General features: G+C 64.8%; 15 protein-coding genes and 1 tRNA gene. 7 read left to right on the forward strand and 9 right to left on the reverse strand.

Going from position 1 to position 17,846, the window contains the following annotated elements; all coding sequences use genetic code 11:
• Positions 1-373: 373 nt before the first annotated feature.
• Positions 374-1,672: an RsmB/NOP family class I SAM-dependent RNA methyltransferase gene (locus HDC35_RS00745; protein WP_184642974.1), complete on the reverse strand. Its 1,299-nt coding sequence runs from the start codon at positions 1,670-1,672 to the stop codon at positions 374-376.
• Between the two features lie 54 nt (positions 1,673-1,726).
• On the opposite strand from HDC35_RS00745, the gene HDC35_RS00750 reads away from it, so the two are divergent.
• Positions 1,727-1,936, forward strand: coding sequence for a DUF1674 domain-containing protein (locus tag HDC35_RS00750; protein ID WP_184642975.1), 210 nt, complete (start codon positions 1,727-1,729; stop codon positions 1,934-1,936).
• A gap of 74 nt (positions 1,937-2,010) precedes the next feature.
• On the opposite strand, the gene HDC35_RS00755 is transcribed toward HDC35_RS00750, so the two are convergent.
• Both HDC35_RS00755 and HDC35_RS00760 read right to left on the reverse strand, forming a co-directional pair.
• Positions 2,011-2,790, reverse strand: coding sequence for a SapC family protein (locus tag HDC35_RS00755; protein ID WP_184642976.1), 780 nt, complete (start codon positions 2,788-2,790; stop codon positions 2,011-2,013).
• A 107-nt stretch (positions 2,791-2,897) separates the two neighbouring features.
• Positions 2,898-4,322, reverse strand: a complete 1,425-nt coding sequence (locus tag HDC35_RS00760) for an FAD-binding oxidoreductase (protein WP_184642977.1) — start codon at positions 4,320-4,322, stop codon at positions 2,898-2,900.
• A 189-nt stretch (positions 4,323-4,511) separates the two neighbouring features.
• Here HDC35_RS00760 and HDC35_RS00765 point away from each other — a divergent pair, with 189 nt between their 5' ends.
• Positions 4,512-5,033: a hypothetical protein gene (locus tag HDC35_RS00765; RefSeq protein ID WP_184642978.1), complete on the forward strand. Its 522-nt coding sequence runs from the start codon at positions 4,512-4,514 to the stop codon at positions 5,031-5,033.
• Between the two features lie 114 nt (positions 5,034-5,147).
• The gene (locus HDC35_RS00770) at positions 5,148-6,581 is read left to right on the forward strand and encodes a DEAD/DEAH box helicase (RefSeq protein ID WP_184642979.1); all 1,434 of its coding nucleotides are present in this window, start codon (positions 5,148-5,150) and stop codon (positions 6,579-6,581) included.
• 25 nt (positions 6,582-6,606) lie between these two features.
• On the opposite strand, the gene HDC35_RS00775 is transcribed toward HDC35_RS00770, so the two are convergent.
• Positions 6,607-7,623: an NADP-dependent oxidoreductase gene (locus HDC35_RS00775; RefSeq protein ID WP_184642980.1), complete on the reverse strand. Its 1,017-nt coding sequence runs from the start codon at positions 7,621-7,623 to the stop codon at positions 6,607-6,609.
• Positions 7,624-7,708: 85 nt separating this feature from the next.
• On the opposite strand from HDC35_RS00775, the gene HDC35_RS00780 reads away from it, so the two are divergent.
• Positions 7,709-7,784: transfer RNA gene (locus tag HDC35_RS00780), tRNA-Ala, on the forward strand.
• 163 nt (positions 7,785-7,947) lie between these two features.
• On the opposite strand, the gene HDC35_RS00785 is transcribed toward HDC35_RS00780, so the two are convergent.
• Together HDC35_RS00785 and HDC35_RS00790 are read right to left on the reverse strand one after the other, a co-directional pair.
• The gene (locus HDC35_RS00785) at positions 7,948-8,898 is read right to left on the reverse strand and encodes a DUF4349 domain-containing protein (protein ID WP_184642981.1); all 951 of its coding nucleotides are present in this window, start codon (positions 8,896-8,898) and stop codon (positions 7,948-7,950) included.
• A 73-nt stretch (positions 8,899-8,971) separates the two neighbouring features.
• Positions 8,972-11,278, reverse strand: coding sequence for an ATP-dependent helicase (locus tag HDC35_RS00790; protein ID WP_184642982.1), 2,307 nt, complete (start codon positions 11,276-11,278; stop codon positions 8,972-8,974).
• A gap of 128 nt (positions 11,279-11,406) precedes the next feature.
• Here HDC35_RS00790 and HDC35_RS00795 point away from each other — a divergent pair, with 128 nt between their 5' ends.
• Positions 11,407-12,678, forward strand: a complete 1,272-nt coding sequence (locus HDC35_RS00795; protein ID WP_260397389.1) for an MFS transporter — start codon at positions 11,407-11,409, stop codon at positions 12,676-12,678.
• Here HDC35_RS00795 and rsmD read toward each other — a convergent pair.
• A complete protein-coding gene (gene rsmD / locus HDC35_RS00800; RefSeq protein WP_184642984.1) occupies positions 12,665-13,207 on the reverse strand; it encodes a 16S rRNA (guanine(966)-N(2))-methyltransferase RsmD in 543 nt (180 codons plus the stop codon). The genes HDC35_RS00795 and rsmD overlap by 14 nt on opposite strands.
• The gene (locus HDC35_RS00805; RefSeq protein ID WP_311770693.1) at positions 13,207-13,962 is read right to left on the reverse strand and encodes a pseudouridine synthase; all 756 of its coding nucleotides are present in this window, start codon (positions 13,960-13,962) and stop codon (positions 13,207-13,209) included. The genes rsmD and HDC35_RS00805 overlap by 1 nt, the downstream gene beginning before the upstream one ends.
• A 237-nt stretch (positions 13,963-14,199) precedes the next feature.
• Between HDC35_RS00805 and HDC35_RS00810 the strand changes: the two genes are divergently transcribed.
• On the forward strand, positions 14,200-14,661 hold the full coding sequence (locus HDC35_RS00810) for a response regulator (RefSeq protein ID WP_260397390.1): 462 nt from the start codon (positions 14,200-14,202) through the stop codon (positions 14,659-14,661).
• A gap of 125 nt (positions 14,662-14,786) precedes the next feature.
• Positions 14,787-16,496, forward strand: a complete 1,710-nt coding sequence (locus tag HDC35_RS00815; RefSeq protein WP_184642986.1) for an AmpG family muropeptide MFS transporter — start codon at positions 14,787-14,789, stop codon at positions 16,494-16,496.
• Here the strand turns inward: HDC35_RS00815 and HDC35_RS00820 are convergent.
• Positions 16,468-17,784, reverse strand: a complete 1,317-nt coding sequence (locus HDC35_RS00820) for a folylpolyglutamate synthase/dihydrofolate synthase family protein (protein WP_184642987.1) — start codon at positions 17,782-17,784, stop codon at positions 16,468-16,470. The two genes, HDC35_RS00815 and HDC35_RS00820, sit on opposite strands and share 29 nt — an antisense overlap.
• Positions 17,785-17,846 lie beyond the last annotated feature (62 nt).

Genomic DNA, 17,846 nt, shown 5'->3' on the forward strand with positions numbered 1-17,846 from the left:
CCGGCGCCTAAGGAAAGGGATGCCGAAGCCGGCCCGGCGGGGCAAAAACATCCATCCTGCCATGGGCACTGTTGGACCTTGCGACCATCGCGGTCGCGCTGCTCGCATGGAAATTGTTGCAACCGGCCGCAACGCCCCCGAAAAAATCGGATGCGGCGACCCCGGCCATTTCGTCGGCGCCGACGTGCGGTGAGCCCGCCGCCAAGGCCGCTCTCCCGCCTGCCGAAGCCTTCACGCTCGGTCTGTTTGTACCCAGCCGCTGGCGGCGATGCTCGCGCTCGGCGCCGCGCGCGACTTCGATTGCGACGATGTGGGAAAGGTACGGCTCGCCAAGGATTATGGCGATCTGGCGCTCTATCGCCTCTCGCTCCGCTCAGGCTGACGGCGCGCGCAGCCGCGCAATGAAAAAGCCGTCGAGTCCGCCGGCATCGGCCAGCAACCCCGGCAGCGTCCGGATAAATCCATCGCGGTCGGCCGTAATGGCCGCGGGCAGTTCGCCGGCGCGCGGCGCTTCCACCGACCAGCCGCGATTGGCTTTCAGGAAAGCCGACATCTGCTCCTCGCCCTCGGCCCGCTCGAGCGAGCAGGTCGCATAGACCAGCGCCCCGCCGGGCTTGACCCAGTTCGCGGCGCGCGCGAGCAGCACCGCTTGCAACGCCGTCATCTCGTCGATCTGACGCGCTTCGATCCGGTGCAGCACATCGGGGTGGCGGCGAAAGATGCCGGTCGCCGAACAGGGCGCGTCGAGCAGGATCGCATCGGCGGGGGCCGCAGGTTCCCACACGCGAACATCGCCCTGGACGATCTCTGCCGACAGGCCGGTGCGCGTCATGTTGGCGCCCAGCCGCTCCAGACGCTTTGCGCTGGCGTCGATCGCCACGACCTTCCATCCTGCCGCGGCGAGCTGCATCGTCTTTCCGCCGGGCGCGGCGCAGAGGTCGAGGACGGTGCGGCCTTCGCCGGCGCCGAGCAGCCGCGCCGGCAGGCTGGCGGCCAGATCCTGTACCCACCAGCCGCCTTCGCCATATCCGGGTAGCGATTCGACCGCTTGGCCGCGCGGCAACCGGCGCTGGTGGGAGGCAAGCGAAACGGCTCCGGGCCATTCGCCGGGATCGGGTTCGGCTGCGAAGCTGAGGTCGATCGGCGGCGGAGCACTCCAGCCGGCTTCGGCCGCTTCGACCATGGGCAGCCCCCATTGTTCAGCCCAGCGGTCCGCCGTCGCAAGGGGCAGGGTGGCGCGGTCGGGGAGCTGCCACTCGTCCTGTTGCGCGCGCGACAGGATCGCATGAACCAGCCGCCGCGGCCCGCCGTCGACAAGCGGCAACGCGGTCGAGACGACCGCATGTCCGGGGCTTTTGAGCACCAGCAATTGCGCGAGCGCGATCCGCAGCACTGCCCGGGATTTGACATCGTCGGGAAGGATTTGCGCCGTCGCGCCATCGATCAGCGCGTCGATGTCGACCTTCCAGCGCAGCGCTTCGGACGCGATGGCGATCGCAAAAGCCCGGTCGGGACCGGTAAGCCCCTGCGCAGCGGCATGCATGGCAACGTCCAGCGGATCGCCGCGGCGCAAAATCGCATCCATCAGCCGCAACGCGGCGCGGCGCGGCGCCATGCCCGGCGGCTCGGCTTCGCGCGGCGAGCGGCGTCGGACGGGTCGCCGGTCAGCCATGAGGCGCAATGCTGTGGTTGGCGTGCCGCACGATAGATCCTATACTACACTATCATGACCGATAGCAGCCCCAACACGACCATTGGCGGAACCCCCCGCGCAGTAAAGCGTCCGGCGCATGTCAAGGCGCCTGCCGAATGGACGAACAGCGACGTGCCGACGCCCGAGTCGATCCGCGAGGACAAGGCCGAAGATCAGCCCGGCGGACGCAATCCGGTACGCTATGGCGATTGGGAGCTCAAAGGGCTGGCGGTCGATTTCTGACGCCGGCGCGAGGCCGAGAGGCTCGGAAAACGGAAATATGGCCGCCCCGGCTGAGGCGGCCATATGTATCCGCATCAGGTGGTCGGCAATTCCATGACGGCGGGCATCTTGCCGGCCTTGACCTGTTCGGCAAAGATTTCGCGCATCAGCTGCAGCGAGAAAAGATGCGCGAAGATCAGCGCGAGAATGCCATTCTGCGTCAGCTTGCGCAGGACGTCGCCGCGCAGTTCGCGCAGCTTGTTCTCGTCGACCATCTGGAATCCGCGATAGACGAAGGGCTTGTCATTGCCTTCCTGCTGGATGGCGACTTCGCCGTCCATCAGAAGGTCGGCCTTTTTCAGTTCTTCCATGAAAAAGCCGGTGCGCTGGCCCGCTTCCTCGAAATTCTTGCAGAATTCCAGAACCGCCTGGACCGACGCGGTCGGCTGGCCGTTCTCGAACAGCGGATCGCCTTCGTCGAACTTGCCGATCGCTTCCGATGTCGGATCGAAGCAAAGCGACAATTCGTCCGAACCCTCCTGCAGGCGCGCGAGCAGGAAGGGATAGCGGCGGACATAGGCGGGGACGTAGACGGGGTTCAGCAGCTTGCCGTCGTCGTCGACGAAGGTGTTGACGCCCTCATTGAGGCCCATCAGCGCCAGCGGAACCGGGTTGTCGCCCGCCGAGAAAACGATCGGATAATAACGGCACGCCGACACGAATTCGTCCGACGTCAGCGGAATGGCGTGCTGCTTGACAAGGAAATCGGCCTTGTCGAGCGGGCGGGCACGATAATCGGCATGCTCGACGCTCGAAAGCGGGGAGAGATCTTTATAGAAAAGAGGCAAATTGGCAGGTACGGGCGCTGCGGCCATGATCGAACTCCGGTAAGGCTCCCGGGGATCCGGGACAAAAAGGATAAAGCGCCTTATTGACCCGCGCCGCGACGCGCAAGGGGCGATGCCGCAGCGGGCAAAGATCGTCAGGGAATCAGCTTGCCGGGATTGAAGATGCCCGATGGGTCGAGCCCGGCCTTGATTCCTCGCAGCGCAGCTAGCCGCGCCGTGCTGTCGAGTTCGGCGAGGATGTCGCGCTTCATCTGGCCGATGCCATGTTCAGCCGAAATCGATCCGCCGAGCTCGATGACATGCGAATAAACGAGCCGGCTGACCGCTGCGCCATGTTCGGCGAGCCAGGCTACCCCATCGACATTCGGCGGCGGCTGAACATGATGATGGACATTGCCGTCGCCCAAGTGGCCGAAGGACAAGGCGCGTGCACCGGGGTAGACCGTCGCTAGCCGGCGCGGGTTTTCGGCGATGAAAGCCGGCATCAGGTCGACGGGGACGCTGATATCATGTTGCAACGCCGGCCCTTCGGCCCGTTCGGCCTCCGAAATGGAATCGCGCAGGCGCCAAAAATCCTCGCTCTCGCGGTTGTTCTTGGCGACAACGACGTCGCGCGCCAGTCCGGCGTCGATCGCGGCGGTCAGTTGCGCTTCAAGCGCCTCGCCCAGCGCCGCGTCATTTTCGCCCGCCAGTTCGAGCAAGACGTGCCACGGATGTTCGCCTGCTAGCGGCGCGCGCGTGCCCGGGATATGGCGCAGGACAGCGTCGAGGCAGATCTGCGGGATAATCTCATACCCTTCGAGTTCTCGCCCCAGTGCTGTGTCGAGCCGGCGCAACAGCAACAGCGCGCTTTCGGGCGAATCGACACCGATCCACGCCGTCCGCCGGGCAGCCGCGGCGGGAACCAGATGCAGTGCGGCAGCCGTGACGATGCCGAGCGTGCCTTCGGCACCACAAAACAGGTGCCGCAGATCGTAACCGCGATTGTCCTTCTTGAGCGGGGCGAGGCCCTTGAAAATGCTCCCATCGGGCAGCACCGCCTCGATTCCAGCAACCAGCGCCCGCATCGTCCCATGGCGCAACACCTGCGTTCCCCCGGCGTTGGTCGATACCAGCCCACCAATGGTCGCCGACCCCTTGCCGCCCAGCGTGAGCGGAAAACGGAGCCCGCGCGCCAGAACGGCGTCATGGAAATTTTCCAGGATGACACCGGCTTCGGCAACTGCCATCCGGGCATCCACGTCGATATCGCGCACGCGGTTCATGCGGCGCAGGCTGATCAGCAGCTGGTCGCCGCTGGTATCGGGCGTGGCGCCGCCCACCATGCCGCTGTTGCCGCCCTGGGGGACGAGCGCAGCGCCCGCGTCGGCGCAAAGCCGCACGACAGCCGCCACCTCCTCGGTCGTCGCCGGCGAGAGCATCGCTGCGGCCGCCCCACGATATTTCCCGCGCCAGTCGGTCAGCCAGGGCGCCATGACGTCGGCATCGACGCTGAAACCCTTTGGTCCGAGCAGATCGGCGAGGCGCGCGAGCAACGTGGTCGACGGCCGGCGCGTCATCCCCTTTCGCCTTGGAAATCTCCGGCGCCATAACAGGGCAGGGGTCGACAGCAGTTCATTTGATGTTCAATCATCCTTGTTAGAAAGCGCGATGGACGAATAGCATATTTTCGTCCAGCGGGCATGAAAGCGGGAGCCACGGGTGAGCAGCATCTTCTGTCAGGACGCCGAGAGAGCGGCAACGCGGCTGTGCTGACGGCAACATTTCTGTGGATCGCGATCGCACCGGCAAGCGAAGCGACGGCGCCCGTCCCGCTGCCCGAACCGCTTGTCCCGATCTCGGCGCCGCTTCCCGAGCAAAGCGCATCCTTTTGGCAAATGGTGATCGAACAGCAGTTGATCATTCGTGTGCCCGCCCGGCGCTCGCCGCTCAACAATTTTGCCGCGGGCCCCGCGCCATCGCGGCGCGCGACCGAAATCCCGATCGTCTGGAAAGAAAAAAAGGCGCCGAAATGCATTTCGATGCGCAATATCATGGGCATGCAGGCGGTTCAGCGCGATAGCATCGACCTGATTACCCGGCATAATCAGCGGTTGCGCGCGCAGCTCAATCGCGGGTGCCGCGCGCTGGACTTTTATGCCGGTTTTTACATGCAGGGCAGCAAGGACGGGCAGCTTTGCGAGGATCGCGACCAGATCCACGCGCGGACCGGGGCCAAGTGCGAGATCGACAAATTCCGGCTTCTGGTACCGGTGCCCGACGAAGATTGATCGCGTTTATCGCGGCCTTTCCTTGACTTTTCCTCACCATTTGCCCTAGGCGCGCGGCAACGTTCGCCTGCGTGGGTGGCCGGACGCCACCTCTTTTTCCGGACATGCGATCTTATGAAATTTGCCGACCTCGGCCTTTCCGACGAACTTTTGCGCGCCATCGACGACGCGGGCTATAGCGAAGCGACGCCGATTCAGGCGGGAGCGATCCCGTCGGTACTGATGATGCGCGACATGATCGGCATCGCCCAGACCGGCACCGGCAAGACCGCATCCTTCGTGTTGCCGATGATCGATATTCTTGCGCACGGCCGCGCCCGCGCGCTGATGCCGCGGTCGCTGATCCTCGAACCGACGCGCGAACTCGCGGCACAGGTTGCGGAAAACTTCGAAAAATACGGCAAGCATCACAAGCTTTCGATGGCATTGCTGATCGGCGGCGTACAGATGGGCGACCAGGTCAAGGCGCTCGAAAAGGGTGTCGATGTGCTGATCGCCACCCCGGGCCGCCTGATGGACCTGTTTGAACGCGGCAAGATACTGCTCACCGGCTGCAACCTGCTCGTCATCGACGAAGCCGACCGCATGCTCGACATGGGCTTCATCCCCGACATCGAGAATATCTGCACCAAGCTGCCCGCGAATCGCCAGACCCTGCTTTTCTCGGCAACGATGCCGCCGCCAATCAAGAAGCTGGCCGACAAGTTCCTGTCGAACCCCAAAACGATCGAGGTCGCGCGACCGGCCAGTCGGAACGAGAATATCGAGCAATTCATCGTCAAGACGTCGGAACGTGGCAAGCGCGACATGCTCCGCAGCCTTATCGAAGCCGAGGATATCCATACCGCGATCATCTTTTGCAATCGCAAGACCACCGTACGCGAACTGGCCAAATCGCTTCAGCGTTATCGCTACAAGGCGGGTGAAATCCATGGCGACATGGATCAGTCGAGCCGCATTGCCGAACTCGACCGGTTCAAGAACGGCACGATCAACATCCTCGTCGCGTCGGATGTCGCCGCGCGCGGGCTCGACGTCAAAGGCGTCAGCCACGTTTTCAATTTCGACGCGCCTTGGCATCCCGACGATTATGTCCACCGTATCGGCCGCACCGGTCGCGCGGGCGCCAAGGGGCGGGCCTTCACGCTCGTCACGCCGTCGGACGACGAGGCGATCGACAACATCCAGAAGCTGACCGGATACAAGATCCCAGTGCACGCCGCCGATGAGTCGGGGGCGGAGTCGGCCGGCAACGAACAGAGCGACGACACCGACGAATCGCGGCGCGGCCGCTCGGTGCGTGGTGGACGCGGCAAGAGCGCGGCCAAGCCGGAAAAGACCGAAGCGCGTCCTGCAGCCAAGGCCGAGCCCAGGTCCGCAGCCAAGGCCGAGCCCAGGTCTGCAGCCAAGGCCGAGACCAAGCCGGCCAAGCCGCCCCGTGGCGACCGCAAGCCGGCGCCTTCAGCGCGTCGGGACGATCAGGATGGCCCAGACGACGGATGGAACGGCCCGATGCCGGACTTTCTGTCGGTGGGCTTCGGCAGCTGACATCCGGCTGCCGGCCTGGACCCGGTCAGAGCCTGACCAGCATCTTTCCGATGTTGCGCCCCGAAAACAGCCCGAGGAAGGCCTCGGGCGCCGATGCCAGCCCCTGGTGGACCGTTTCGCGGATGGTCACCGCGCCACTGGCAATCAAGCTGCCCATGTCGGCGTAAAATTCTTCCATGCAGTCGATGAACTGGTCCGTGTAGATAAAGCCTTCCATCTTTATCCGCGCGGGGATCGACCGGATCAGATATTTCATCTCCTGGGGCTTTCCGTCGTTATAGACGTCGATCATGCCGCAGATCGCGAAGCGTGCGAAATCGTTTGCGGTCGCAAAGGCGGCGTCGAGGTGCTCTCCACCGACATTGTCGAAATAGACGTCGATGCCCGATTTCCCGAGCCTTTCCAGCGCCGCGCCAAGTTGCGGCAGCACCGGCCCCGCCTTGTAATCGATGGTCGCGTCGGCGCCGAGGTCGTCAACCCACGCGCATTTGTCCGCCCCCCCCGCCGATCCGATCACGGTCATTTCGCGGGCCTTGGCGATCTGGACGACGGCCGAGCCGACCGCCCCTGCCGCAGCTGACACGAAAACCGTGTCGCCGGGCTTCGCCGCCGCGATGCGCAAGAGGCCGATCCAAGCTGTCCCGCCGGTCAGGCCCATGTTGTGAAGAAAGGTTTGCGGCGTCATGCCTGCCGCCAACGCCGCCGCCGGCAGCTTGTTCGGCATCATGTCGAGACCGATGACGCCGCCGTCGCGCCAGCCGCCCATGTGAAGGATCAGGTCGCCCGGCGCAAAGCCTTCCATTCGGCTTTCGATCACCTCGCCGATCGCGCCGCCGGTCATCGGCTGGTCGATCTGAAAACTGGCCGAATAGCTTTTGGCGTCGTTCATGCGGCCGCGCATATAAGGATCGACCGACAACCACAGGTTACGCACGCGGAGCTGGTCGGCTTCGAGCGGGCCGTCCGGCAATTCTCGCAGCGAAAAATTATCCATCGTCGGCAGCCCGTGCGGGCGGCTGGTCAAATGCCATGCTTTGGTCATCGGAATCCCCATTCCCATATTCGACGACGATCGCCAGAAAGCCGTTGCCACCGCCAAGCGGTGCCGTTAAGACCCCGCCCGTCGCGGGGCCGTAGCTCAGATGGGAGAGCGCTGCAATCGCACTGCAGAGGTCAGGGGTTCGATTCCCCTCGGCTCCACCAGCGACCTTTTGTCCCGCACCCCGTCGATGTTTGCGATCGCTAGCGGCAGGGTGTGCGCCAATCCCTCCCGAATTCCGTAAACCCGGCGATTACGATAAGGGCATTGGGCGTGAGCGTCGCTGGCCGATCCAGCCTGAACCGTGCAAACGACGCCCCCTTTACCTCAAACGGCGGCCGATGGCACCACATCGGCGGGGTTCACCACGCCGCGAAGCCATTGTCGCGCCGCGCGGATCGCCCGGGTTCGCCAAGCAACGAGCAGCAGCGCGAGGACCGCCGCCCACGGCAGCACGGCCGCGCCAAGGACGAGAATGAACGACAACATCGCGCTACCGCTGTGAAAGAGCATATTGAGCGCGTCGCTGAACGGGTTGCCATAACCGATCCCCGGCAAGCCGCCGGTACCGACATAATCGAATTGCACCGGGGTCGTGGCGAGCATCGCCTCGCCGGTGCGGCGTGTGTCGCGTTCGCCGTCGAGTTGCTGGCGCATTCCGATAATCTGCTGTTGCAATTCGGCGCCCTCGCGATCGCCAAGACCGCCTTGTCTGAGCCGGGCTTCGAGGCGCGCGATTTCGGCGTTCAGGTCGACGCTGCGTCGCTGCGACTCGCTGATCCGGGTTCCGACATCTTCGCCGCTGATCCGCGTCGCCGCGAGCACGCCTTCGGCCTTTTCGACGCTGGAAAGCGCGTCGCGGCCGAACTTGCGGGCGATCGCCGGATCGAGCTTGAACAGAAGCTGCGCCTCGACCTCATTCTCACGAACCAGCCGGTAGCTCATACCGGCGATGCGGCAGCGGTTGGTGCCCAGCGCTTCACAGGCGGCAGCATGGTCTTCCTGGACCTTGGCGATGCGATCGTCGTCGAGACGGAAAGTGTAGGAATAATTGAACGCAACGCCGGGCGCGGCGGTAACGCCGATATTGGGGCTGCGCATTGCGGAGGGAAGGGCGTCCGCTTGGACCGGAACGGCGCGAGCGGAGGGCGACACGGTTTCCGACGGTTCCATCGGCGCCATGTCATAGGACGGGGCATGGCTAACGGGTTCCGAGCTTTTTTCCGAACAGCCGATCACGGCGAGCGCCATCGCGCCCGCTAAGAGCTTGGTTTTCATGAAATCTCTCCCAACATACGACTCGCAGCCGCATGTAATGTCATATCACTATTGAAAGAGTAGACAATCCATTTCAGTCAGGCTTGACGAAGCTGTCCAGCACCCGTTTGCTACCGGCCTGATCGAACTCGACTTCGAGCTTGTTGCCGTCGATGTCGATAATTTCGCCATAACCGAATTTTTCGTGGAAAACGCGCATCCCGATGGCGAGGTCCGATCGAGGCTTGGCTCCGACCGACGCTGCCGGTCCCTTCTCGCTGGGCGCGGGCGCGCGCGTAATCGTCGAGGATGAGGCGAGGGCGCGCTGCCACGCTGGGCCGCGGGTCATCGTGCGGGCGGGCTGACGCTCGGCAACATGGGCGAATGGATCGCCCTGCGCCGACCAGTTGGCGCGCCAAAGGCTCTGGCCGCCGCCGAAGCTGTTTTCACTGTCGACATGTTCGGGCGGGATTTCGGCGATGAAGCGGCTGGGGATACTGCTCATCCACTGGCCATAGATGCGGCGGTTCGCCGCATGATAGATGCTCGCCCGCTGCCGCGCGCGCGTGATCGCAACGTAAGCGAGGCGGCGTTCTTCCTCGAGGCTGGCGGTACCGCCTTCGTCCATCGACCGCTGCGACGGAAAAACCCCGTCCTCCCAGCCCGCGAGGAAGACATGGTCGAATTCCAGCCCCTTGGCGGCGTGGATCGTCATGATCGTCACCGTCTCGGTCTGGTCGTCATTGTCGCGGTCCATGACAAGGCTGACGTGCTCAAGAAATTCCTCGAGCGTTTCATATTCCTCCATCGCGCGGACGAGTTCGGAGAGGTTTTCGAGGCGGCCGGCGGCCTCGGCGCTGCGGTCGGCCTGCAGCATCGCGGTATAGCCCGACTCGTCCAGGATCAGCTGTGTCAGCTCGGGGTGCGACAGCTCGTTTGCCTTCGTCTGCCAATTCCGCATCTGCGCGACGAAATTGGCGAGCTGGCGGCGCGCCTGCGGGGTCAATTCGTCGGTTTCGGTGATCCGCGATGCCGCGTGGAACAGCGGCGCGCGTTCGTGGCGCGCGAACTGATGGATGCGTTGCAGCGCCTTGTCACCGAGCCCGCGTTTGGGGACATTGACGATGCGCTCGAACGCGAGGTCGTCGGCGGGCGACTGAACAAGGCGCAGATAGGCCAGGGCGTCGCGGATTTCGGCGCGTTCGTAGAAGCGGAAACCGCCGACGATACGATAGGGCATGCCGATCGCGATGAACCGGTCTTCGAACTCGCGCGTCTGGAACTGCGCGCGGACGAGGATCGCGGCGTGGTCGAGGCTGATCTTGCGGTGCTGGAGCGTCTCGAGCTCCTCACCGATCCGCCGCGCCTCCTCGGGCCCATCCCACACGCCGACGACGCGCAGCTTGTCGCCCGGTTCGAGTTCGGTCCAGAGCGTCTTGCCAAGACGGTCGCTGTTCTGCGCGATCAATGCCGATGCCGCCGCCAGAATTTGCGGGGTCGAGCGATAATTTTGTTCGAGCCGGATCACCGTGGCACCGGGGAAATCCTTCTCGAAGCGCAGGATGTTCGCCACCTCGGCGCCGCGCCACGAATAGATCGACTGGTCGTCGTCGCCGACACAGCAGATATTCTTGCGCGCCTGCGCAATCAGGCGGAGCCAGAGATACTGGCTGGCGTTGGTGTCCTGATATTCGTCGACGAGCACATATTTGAAGCGCTCCTGATATTGTTCGAGCACGTCACGGTGCGTCTTCAATATCACGAGCATGTGGAGCAAAAGGTCGCCGAAGTCACAGGCGTTCAGCGTCTTCAGCCGCGCCTGATAAAGCGCATAGAAATGCTGCCCCTTGCCGTCGGCATAGGCGTCCTTGTCGGCGGCATCGAGGTCGGCGGGGATCAGCCCGCGATTCTTCCATTTGTCGATGAGTCCCGCGAGCTGGCGCGCCGGCCAGCGCTTCTCGTCGAGCCCTTCCGCCTGGATCAGCTGCTTGAGTACGCGAAGCTGGTCGTCGGTATCGAGGATGGTGAAATTGCTCTGCAATCCGACCAGCTCGGCGTGGCGGCGGAGCATCTTCGCCGCGATGCTGTGGAAGGTGCCGAGCCAAGGCATGCCCTCGACCGCATCGCCGATCATTCGCCCGATCCGCTCGCGCATCTCGCGCGCTGCCTTGTTGGTGAAGGTTACGGCAAGGATTTCGGATGGCCAGGCCCGGTGCGTCGCGATGATATGGGCAAGGCGCGCGGTCAGCGCCGCGGTCTTGCCGGTGCCCGCCCCCGCGAGCATCAGCACCGGTCCCTCGGTTGTCAGCACCGCCTGCCGCTGCGGGCCATTGAGGCCTTGCAGATAGGGCGGGTCCGACGGATCGGGGCGGGTCAGGTCGGGCGTCGAGGGAGGCGGCATGTTCACGCGCGAACGATTAGGGAACAGCGGCCGCGCTGTCCAGCATGGGCGATGCGCTTTTCGCCTTGCGCGCGGCACCCCATCGTGCCCAAAGCGGGCCGAGCCAAAACCGGGAAGGGCCATCGACCTTGGATCTTGCACCCTATCGCACGCATCGGCGTATCCTGACCGCGAGCCTCGTCGGCACCGCGGTCGAATTTTATGATTTCTATATTTACGGCACCGCGGCGGCGCTGGTCTTCGGACCGCTGTTCTTTCCGGAAAGTTCGGATTCGGCGCAGCTGATGTACAGCTTCATGACTTTCGGGCTCGCGTTTTTCGCGCGGCCGGTCGGCGCGGTCGTGTTCGGCCATTATGGCGACCGGATAGGACGCAAGTCGACTCTTGTCGCATCGCTGATGCTGATGGGCGCGTCGACTTTGCTGATAGCCTTCCTGCCCACCTATGCGATGGTCGGGTGGGTTGCGCCGCTCCTGCTCTGCATATTGCGCTTTGGGCAGGGTTTTGGCCTGGGCGGCGAATGGGGCGGCGCGGCCCTGCTGGCGGTGGAGAATGCGCCGCCGGGATGGAAGTCGCGGTTCGGCATGTTCCCGCAATTGGGTGCGCCTGTGGGCTTCATTGCGGCCAACGGCCTGTTCCTGCTGCTCGGTCTGGGGCTGAGCGACGCCGATTTCACGGCATGGGGCTGGCGCATCCCGTTCCTTCTGTCGGCGATCCTCGTCGGGCTGGGGCTGTGGGTGCGGCTCAAGATCGGCGAGACGCCCGATTTCGCCGCGGCACTCGATAAGAAGGCGCCGGTGGCGATGCCGCTCGGCGACCTGCTCCGGCACCATCTGGTCGCAACGCTTGCCGGGACTTTCGCGGTCGTCGCCTGCTTTGCCATCTTCTATCTCGCGACGAGCTTCGCGCTCGGTCACGGGACGATGGCGCTGGGATATCCGAAGGAGCAGTTCCTGCTGGTCCAGCTCGGCGCGATCCTGTTCATGGCGATCGGTATCGTCTTCGCGGGCTATTGGAGCGATGCGTCGAGCGAACAAAAGGTCCTGACATGGGGCTGTGCCGCAACGATGCTCGTCGGCTTCCTGTTCGGCCCCGCGCTGGGCTCGGGAAGCTGGCCGCTCGTCTTCCTCGGCCTCGCGTCCGCGCTGTTCGTCATGGGCCTCGTTTATGGGCCGCTGGGCAGTTGGCTGACGGGACTCTTCCCCGTCCAGCTTCGCTACACGGGCGCGTCGGTGGCGTTCAACGCCGGCGGCATATTGGGCGGCGCTATGGCGCCGATCATCGCGCAGGCGCTTGCCGAACGCGGCGGAACCGCGACGGTCGGGCTGTACCTCGCGCTCGCAGGCGTGATAAGCTGGCTAGGCCTGCTGATGGTTCGCCGGGCCCCTAAGCCGGCCTGAGCAGCGTCAGTTTCGCCTTGCCGACCTTGCGGGTCGCGTCGATCTCGAAGCCTGCGATATCCACGCCCTCATCGTGCGCAGTCTCGATCGATATCCAGCTGTCGGGGCCGATCCAGCCAAGGCGATTGAGCTTGTCGAGCGCGACGCTGCCCGCGCCCGTGTCATAGGGAGCATCGATCATCAGCAGGTCGTAACTGCGCCGCGCCGGGCCAAGGCCCAGGACCGAGCCGGCACGAATATCGGCGCGCGCCGCGGCGCCCAGCGTCCCGAGATTCTTGCGCAGCGCATCGAGCGCATCGCGGTCCTGTTCGGCGAACAGGCATTGTCCGGCACCGCGCGACAGCGCCTCGATGCCGAGCGCGCCCGAACCCGCGAAGAGATCCGCGACGACGAGCCCCTCGAAACTGCCGAGGCGGCTCGTCAACATGGAGAACAGCGTCTCGCGGGTCCGGTCCGCGGTCGGGCGTGTCGCATCATTTTTGGGCGCGAGCAGTTTGCGGCCGCGCCATTCCCCCGCGATAATCCGCATCACCCCATCTGCCGCCGGAATTTGAACAATTCGTCGCGCGGTACGACATCGACGGCGCCGATCGGCATGCCGCCCAGTTCGAAAGCGCCATAGCGCGTCCGGATGAGCCGGCTGACCTGCAGGCCGAAATGTTCGAGCACCTTGCGGACTTCGCGATTCTTCCCTTCGGTCAGCGTCATTTCGATCCATTGGTTGCGCCCCGTCCGGCGTTCCAGATTGGCATCGATCTTGCCGTAACGGACCCCGTCGATCTCGATCCCCATCGCAAGCTCCTCGAGCTCCGCCTGGCTGATATCGCCGAAGGCGCGCGCGCGATAGGTACGCTCGACCCCGCTCGCAGGCAATTCCAGCCGCCGCTTGAACTCGCCGTCATTGGTGAGCAGCAGTAGCCCCTCCGTATTATAGTCGAGGCGCCCGACCGGCATGAGGCGCGGCAGATCCTTGGGCAACAGGTCATAGATCGTCTTGCGCCCCTTCGGATCGCGCGCCGCGGTGATGCAGCCCGCGGGCTTGTGGAAGCGATAGAGGCGCGTCGACACGGGCTTCGCAACTGGATTTCCATCGACCGTCAGCCCGTCGAGCGACGCGAGCAGGGGGGCGGGCTGGGCGACCGTCTCGCCGTTCAGCGCGATCCGGCCTTCTTCGATCATCCGTTCGACGTCGCGGCGCGAACCGACACCCGCGCGCGCCAGCAGCTTCGCGATCCGCTGCGGCCCGTCCTCGCGTTCGGCCTCGGCCGGTTTCGGTTTGAGCACGGATGCGGCGCCGCGCGCGGCGCGGCGACCTTTCGGAGCGTCGCGATCGCCGGCGGATTTGGGCGCCGGGCGCGATGCGGTACGGGGTGGGCGGCGGGTGTTCATGGGAACGGATGCGGCTTTCTTGTCGTTATTGTCGGAGAATAGTGTTGCCTTGTGAGCACGCTCATAGCCGGAAAAGTGTCGCTTCGTCGATGGCAAGCAGAAGCAATCTTGCACGGAGGAACGGAGCGAGTCATGGCGACGTTAAAGGGAGTCCTCATGCTCTTTGGCCACCGCCCGACCTGCATCAAGCGCCTGCTGATCATCGAAGATGATCCGCTGACGGCTTTCGACAATGAGCATACGCTGAAAATCGGCGGGTACGACATTGTCGCGACGGTCGATTCGGGAGAGGCCGCGGTCGCAATCTTGGCCGCAGAGGCAGTGGATGCGGTGGTTCTCGACCTTGGTCTTGCCGGGCATATGACCGGACGCGAAGTGGCCCGGCTCGCGCGCGACCGAGGGATTCCGGTGCTGCTGGTGACGGGGCAGTGTCCCGCCGACGCCGAAGAGATCGCGATCGCCTGTCTCGGCAAGCCGCACAGCGCATCGGCGCTCGTTTCGGCGCTGAAGGCGGTCGAGACAATGGCCTGCAAGAATCAGGCACCGCGCAAGGTGGCCGGGCTGACGACCTTCTGGCGTCCCGCCGCGGCCTGAGATGCGGCGGGGCGAGCGCAGAGGACCGATCGACGGCGATTTAGCCGCTTCCAATTTATCCCCGAAGCTTTAGGCCGTTGGTAAAACCGGCGATGACCGATCGGCGCGCGGCAAAGGGGAATATCATGTCGACAGATGCGGCGATGCCGGCACCGAAGAGCTGGCGCGACAGTTTGCGCCCCTATCTCGAGCCAGCCCCGCTCGCCGCGCTGTTCCTCGGCATATCGTCGGGTTTCCCGTTTGCGATGATCGGCGCGACGCTGACGACGCGCCTCGCGCAGGACGGGATCGAGAAATCGTCGGTAACGGCCTTTGCACTGACCTTCCTGGCCTATAATCTCAAATGGGCGTGGGCGCCGGCGATCGACCGCTTTCGCATTCCAGTCCTCGGGCGCATCGGCCAGCGGCGGTCGTGGCTGATTCTCGTCGGCGCGTTGGTCTTCCTCGCGGTCACGGTGCTGGGCAACCTAGATCCCACGGCGTCGCTCGCGGTCGTGGCGCTGGCCGCGATCTCGGTAGGTCTGGCCGGCGCGACGTTCGATATCGTCATCGACGCCTATCGCATCGAACTGCTTGCGCCCGAACAATTGGGGACTGGGTCGGGCATGTCGCAATATGGCTGGCGTATCGGCGCGGCAGTGGCGGGCGCGCTGGCGCTGGTCGTTGCCGAGCGCGCGGGCTGGGGCGTCGCCTATATGGTGTGCGCCGCTCTGGTCCTGCCCGCGATCATCACCGGGTTGGTGATGGGCGAACCCGAACGCAAGATCGAGCGTCATTGGCCGGCTTATCTCTCGCGCAGATATTACGCGATCTTCATCCTCAGTTTCCCGATTGCTTTCCTCGTCGCGCGGCAGGTCGATCAATGGCTCGATGTCGACATCCTCACGCTGATGGTGCTTGTCGGCTATCTGTTCCCGCTGTTCGACCTCTCGGCCCGCCGCGCGCGCGATATCGGGCGGAGCGGGCAGGTGAACTGGATCATCGCGCTGCCGGCGCTGGCGCTCGCCGCCGTGCTGGCGATCGACTGGGCGACGATCGCCGCCTATGTCGGCGCGACGCTGCTGGGCACCGCACTGGCCGTCGGCGCGCTCGTCATCGCGGCGCTCGTGGTTCTGCCGACCAGGTCGCGCGAAGGGCAGGCGCCCGACAAGGGCGCGGTCGGCCCGCTCGCCGAGTTCTTCTCGCGCGAGGGCGCGATCCTGATCCTCTTCTTCCTGCTGCTCCACAAGATTGGCGACACGCTCGCCAATTTGACCTTCCGCCTGCTGTTCGAAGATTTGGGCTATACCAACGACGAAATTGCCTTCTACGACGTCGGCCTGGGCTTTTGGGCACTGCTCGCCGGGGTGTTCGTCGGCGGCATTATCTATGCCCGGCTCGGCATGAAGCGGTCGGTGCTGCTCAGCCTTGTCCTGATGGCGATTTCCAATTTCAGCTTTGCGGGGCTGGCCGCGGCGGGGCACTGCAATTGGGGGATGGCCGGCGCGATCGGATTCGAGAATTTCGCAAGCGGGATCGGCGGCGTTTGCGTCGTCGCCTATCTGTCGGCGCTTGCCGACCTGCGCTTCACCGCGACCCATTTCGCGCTCTTTTCTGCGGCGGCGAGCATTCTCGGGCGCTTCCTGACCGGGACCAGCGCGGGCAAATTGATCGAAGCGTTCGGCTATGTGGACTTTTACCTGCTGACGACTGCGCTAGCAGTTCCCGGTATCCTGATCTTCTGGTGGATGATGCGCTCGGGGCTGGTCGATCGCTCGATCGGGACCGCGGGGGAGGTCGAGGTACCGGAAGCTTCGGCGCAGGCCGTCAGTCCGGAAACTGCCGGTTCGCGCTGAGGACTTCGCCGGCGAGATAGAGCGAGCCGGCGATCAGGACGACATCTCGCGCCGGATCGGCGTCGAGCCCGCGCAGCGCGTCGGCGACTGATGCGGCGGCTTTTGCGCCGGCGCCAAAAGCCTCGGCGGCATGATACGCGTGCCCCGGCACGGGAACGACCGTGACGCTGGCGAGATGGGCCGCCAATGGCGCGACGATCGCGGCGGGATCCTTGTTCGCGAGCATGCCCGTGATCAGGTGGATACGCCGCGTCTCGCCCGCGAACTGGCGCGCGAGCGCGAGGCCGGCGTCGATATTGTGCGCGCCATCGAGCCAGATATCCGTGTTTCCGCGAAGCAGGCTGGCGAGGGGACCGGCTTCGAGGCGTTGCAGGCGGCCCGGCCAGAAGGCGTCCGCGACGCCGCGCGCGATCGCTTCGTCGCTCGGTTGCGGACCGGGCGCCAGGCGCAGCATCGCAATGGCAAGCCCCGCGTTGTGCATCTGGTGCCCGCCCGGCATCCGCGGGTGCAGCAGCGATGCGATCGAGCCCAGTTTCGACGTCCAGCGAAACCGATCGCCGTCGGCCTCGACTGCCCAGCCTTCGCCTTCGGGAAAGATCGTCGCACCGACCTCGGCAGCTTTCGCGGCGATGATCCCCTGCACGTGCGGGGGGTAAGCGAGCGTTGCCACCGGTGTGCCGGCTTTGACGATGCCCGCCTTTTCCCATGCGATGCGCAAGGCGGGATCATCGGGGGTCCCCGCCTCGGGCGCGAGCAGGAAGGCTTCGTGATCGATACCGAGCGAGGCGATGCCGGCGGCCGAAGGGGGCGGGATGATATTCGTCGCATCGAGCCGTCCGCCCAGCCCGACTTCGACGATGCAATCGTCGGCGGGGATACGCGCAAAGGCGAGAAAGGCGGCGGCAGTGGTGACTTCGAAGAAGCTCGCGCGAAGATCGGCGGCTTCGTCGAGCACCTCCTCGAGGAGAACGGCAAGCAGGCCATCGTCGATCAGCGTCCCGGCGAGACGGATGCGTTCGTTAAATCGCACAAGATGCGGGCTGGTATAGGCGTGAACGCGGCGGCCCTGTGCTTCGAGGATCGCGCGCAGGAAGGCGCAGGTCGATCCCTTGCCGTTGGTCCCCGCCACGTGGAAGGTGCGCGGAAGCTGATTCTGCGGATTGCCGAGGCGGGCGCAGAGTTCGGCGATGCGTTCGAGACCGAGGATGTCGCGCCCCGGCGACAGCGCGGCGAGGCGATCGAGCTGTGCCTGGACCGCGGGGTCCGAGGAGTGGGCGTGGTCGGGCATTGTTGAGCCTTTGTCGTCGAGCCTCTCGCCTTCGTCATGCCGGACTGATCCGGCATCCATTT

Source organism: Sphingopyxis sp. JAI128 (assembly GCF_014207235.1).
In the GTDB taxonomy this organism is placed as follows: domain Bacteria; phylum Pseudomonadota; class Alphaproteobacteria; order Sphingomonadales; family Sphingomonadaceae; genus Sphingopyxis.

Excerpts from the sequence above, each read along its gene's own strand:
- HDC35_RS00745 (WP_184642974.1), bottom strand. The coding sequence starts at position 1,672 with ATGGCTGACCGGCGACCCGTCCGACGCCGCTCGCCGCGCGAAGCCGAG.
- HDC35_RS00750 (WP_184642975.1), top strand. The coding sequence starts at position 1,727 with ATGACCGATAGCAGCCCCAACACGACCATTGGCGGAACCCCCCGCGCA.
- HDC35_RS00755 (WP_184642976.1), bottom strand. The coding sequence starts at position 2,790 with ATGGCCGCAGCGCCCGTACCTGCCAATTTGCCTCTTTTCTATAAAGAT.
- HDC35_RS00760 (WP_184642977.1), bottom strand. The coding sequence starts at position 4,322 with ATGACGCGCCGGCCGTCGACCACGTTGCTCGCGCGCCTCGCCGATCTG.
- HDC35_RS00770 (WP_184642979.1), top strand. The coding sequence starts at position 5,148 with ATGAAATTTGCCGACCTCGGCCTTTCCGACGAACTTTTGCGCGCCATC.
- HDC35_RS00775 (WP_184642980.1), bottom strand. The coding sequence starts at position 7,623 with ATGACCAAAGCATGGCATTTGACCAGCCGCCCGCACGGGCTGCCGACG.
- HDC35_RS00785 (WP_184642981.1), bottom strand. The coding sequence starts at position 8,898 with ATGAAAACCAAGCTCTTAGCGGGCGCGATGGCGCTCGCCGTGATCGGC.
- HDC35_RS00790 (WP_184642982.1), bottom strand. The coding sequence starts at position 11,278 with ATGCCGCCTCCCTCGACGCCCGACCTGACCCGCCCCGATCCGTCGGAC.
- rsmD (WP_184642984.1), bottom strand. The coding sequence starts at position 13,207 with ATGCGGATTATCGCGGGGGAATGGCGCGGCCGCAAACTGCTCGCGCCC.
- HDC35_RS00810 (WP_260397390.1), top strand. The coding sequence starts at position 14,200 with ATGGCGACGTTAAAGGGAGTCCTCATGCTCTTTGGCCACCGCCCGACC.
- HDC35_RS00815 (WP_184642986.1), top strand. The coding sequence starts at position 14,787 with ATGTCGACAGATGCGGCGATGCCGGCACCGAAGAGCTGGCGCGACAGT.
- HDC35_RS00820 (WP_184642987.1), bottom strand. The coding sequence starts at position 17,784 with ATGCCCGACCACGCCCACTCCTCGGACCCCGCGGTCCAGGCACAGCTC.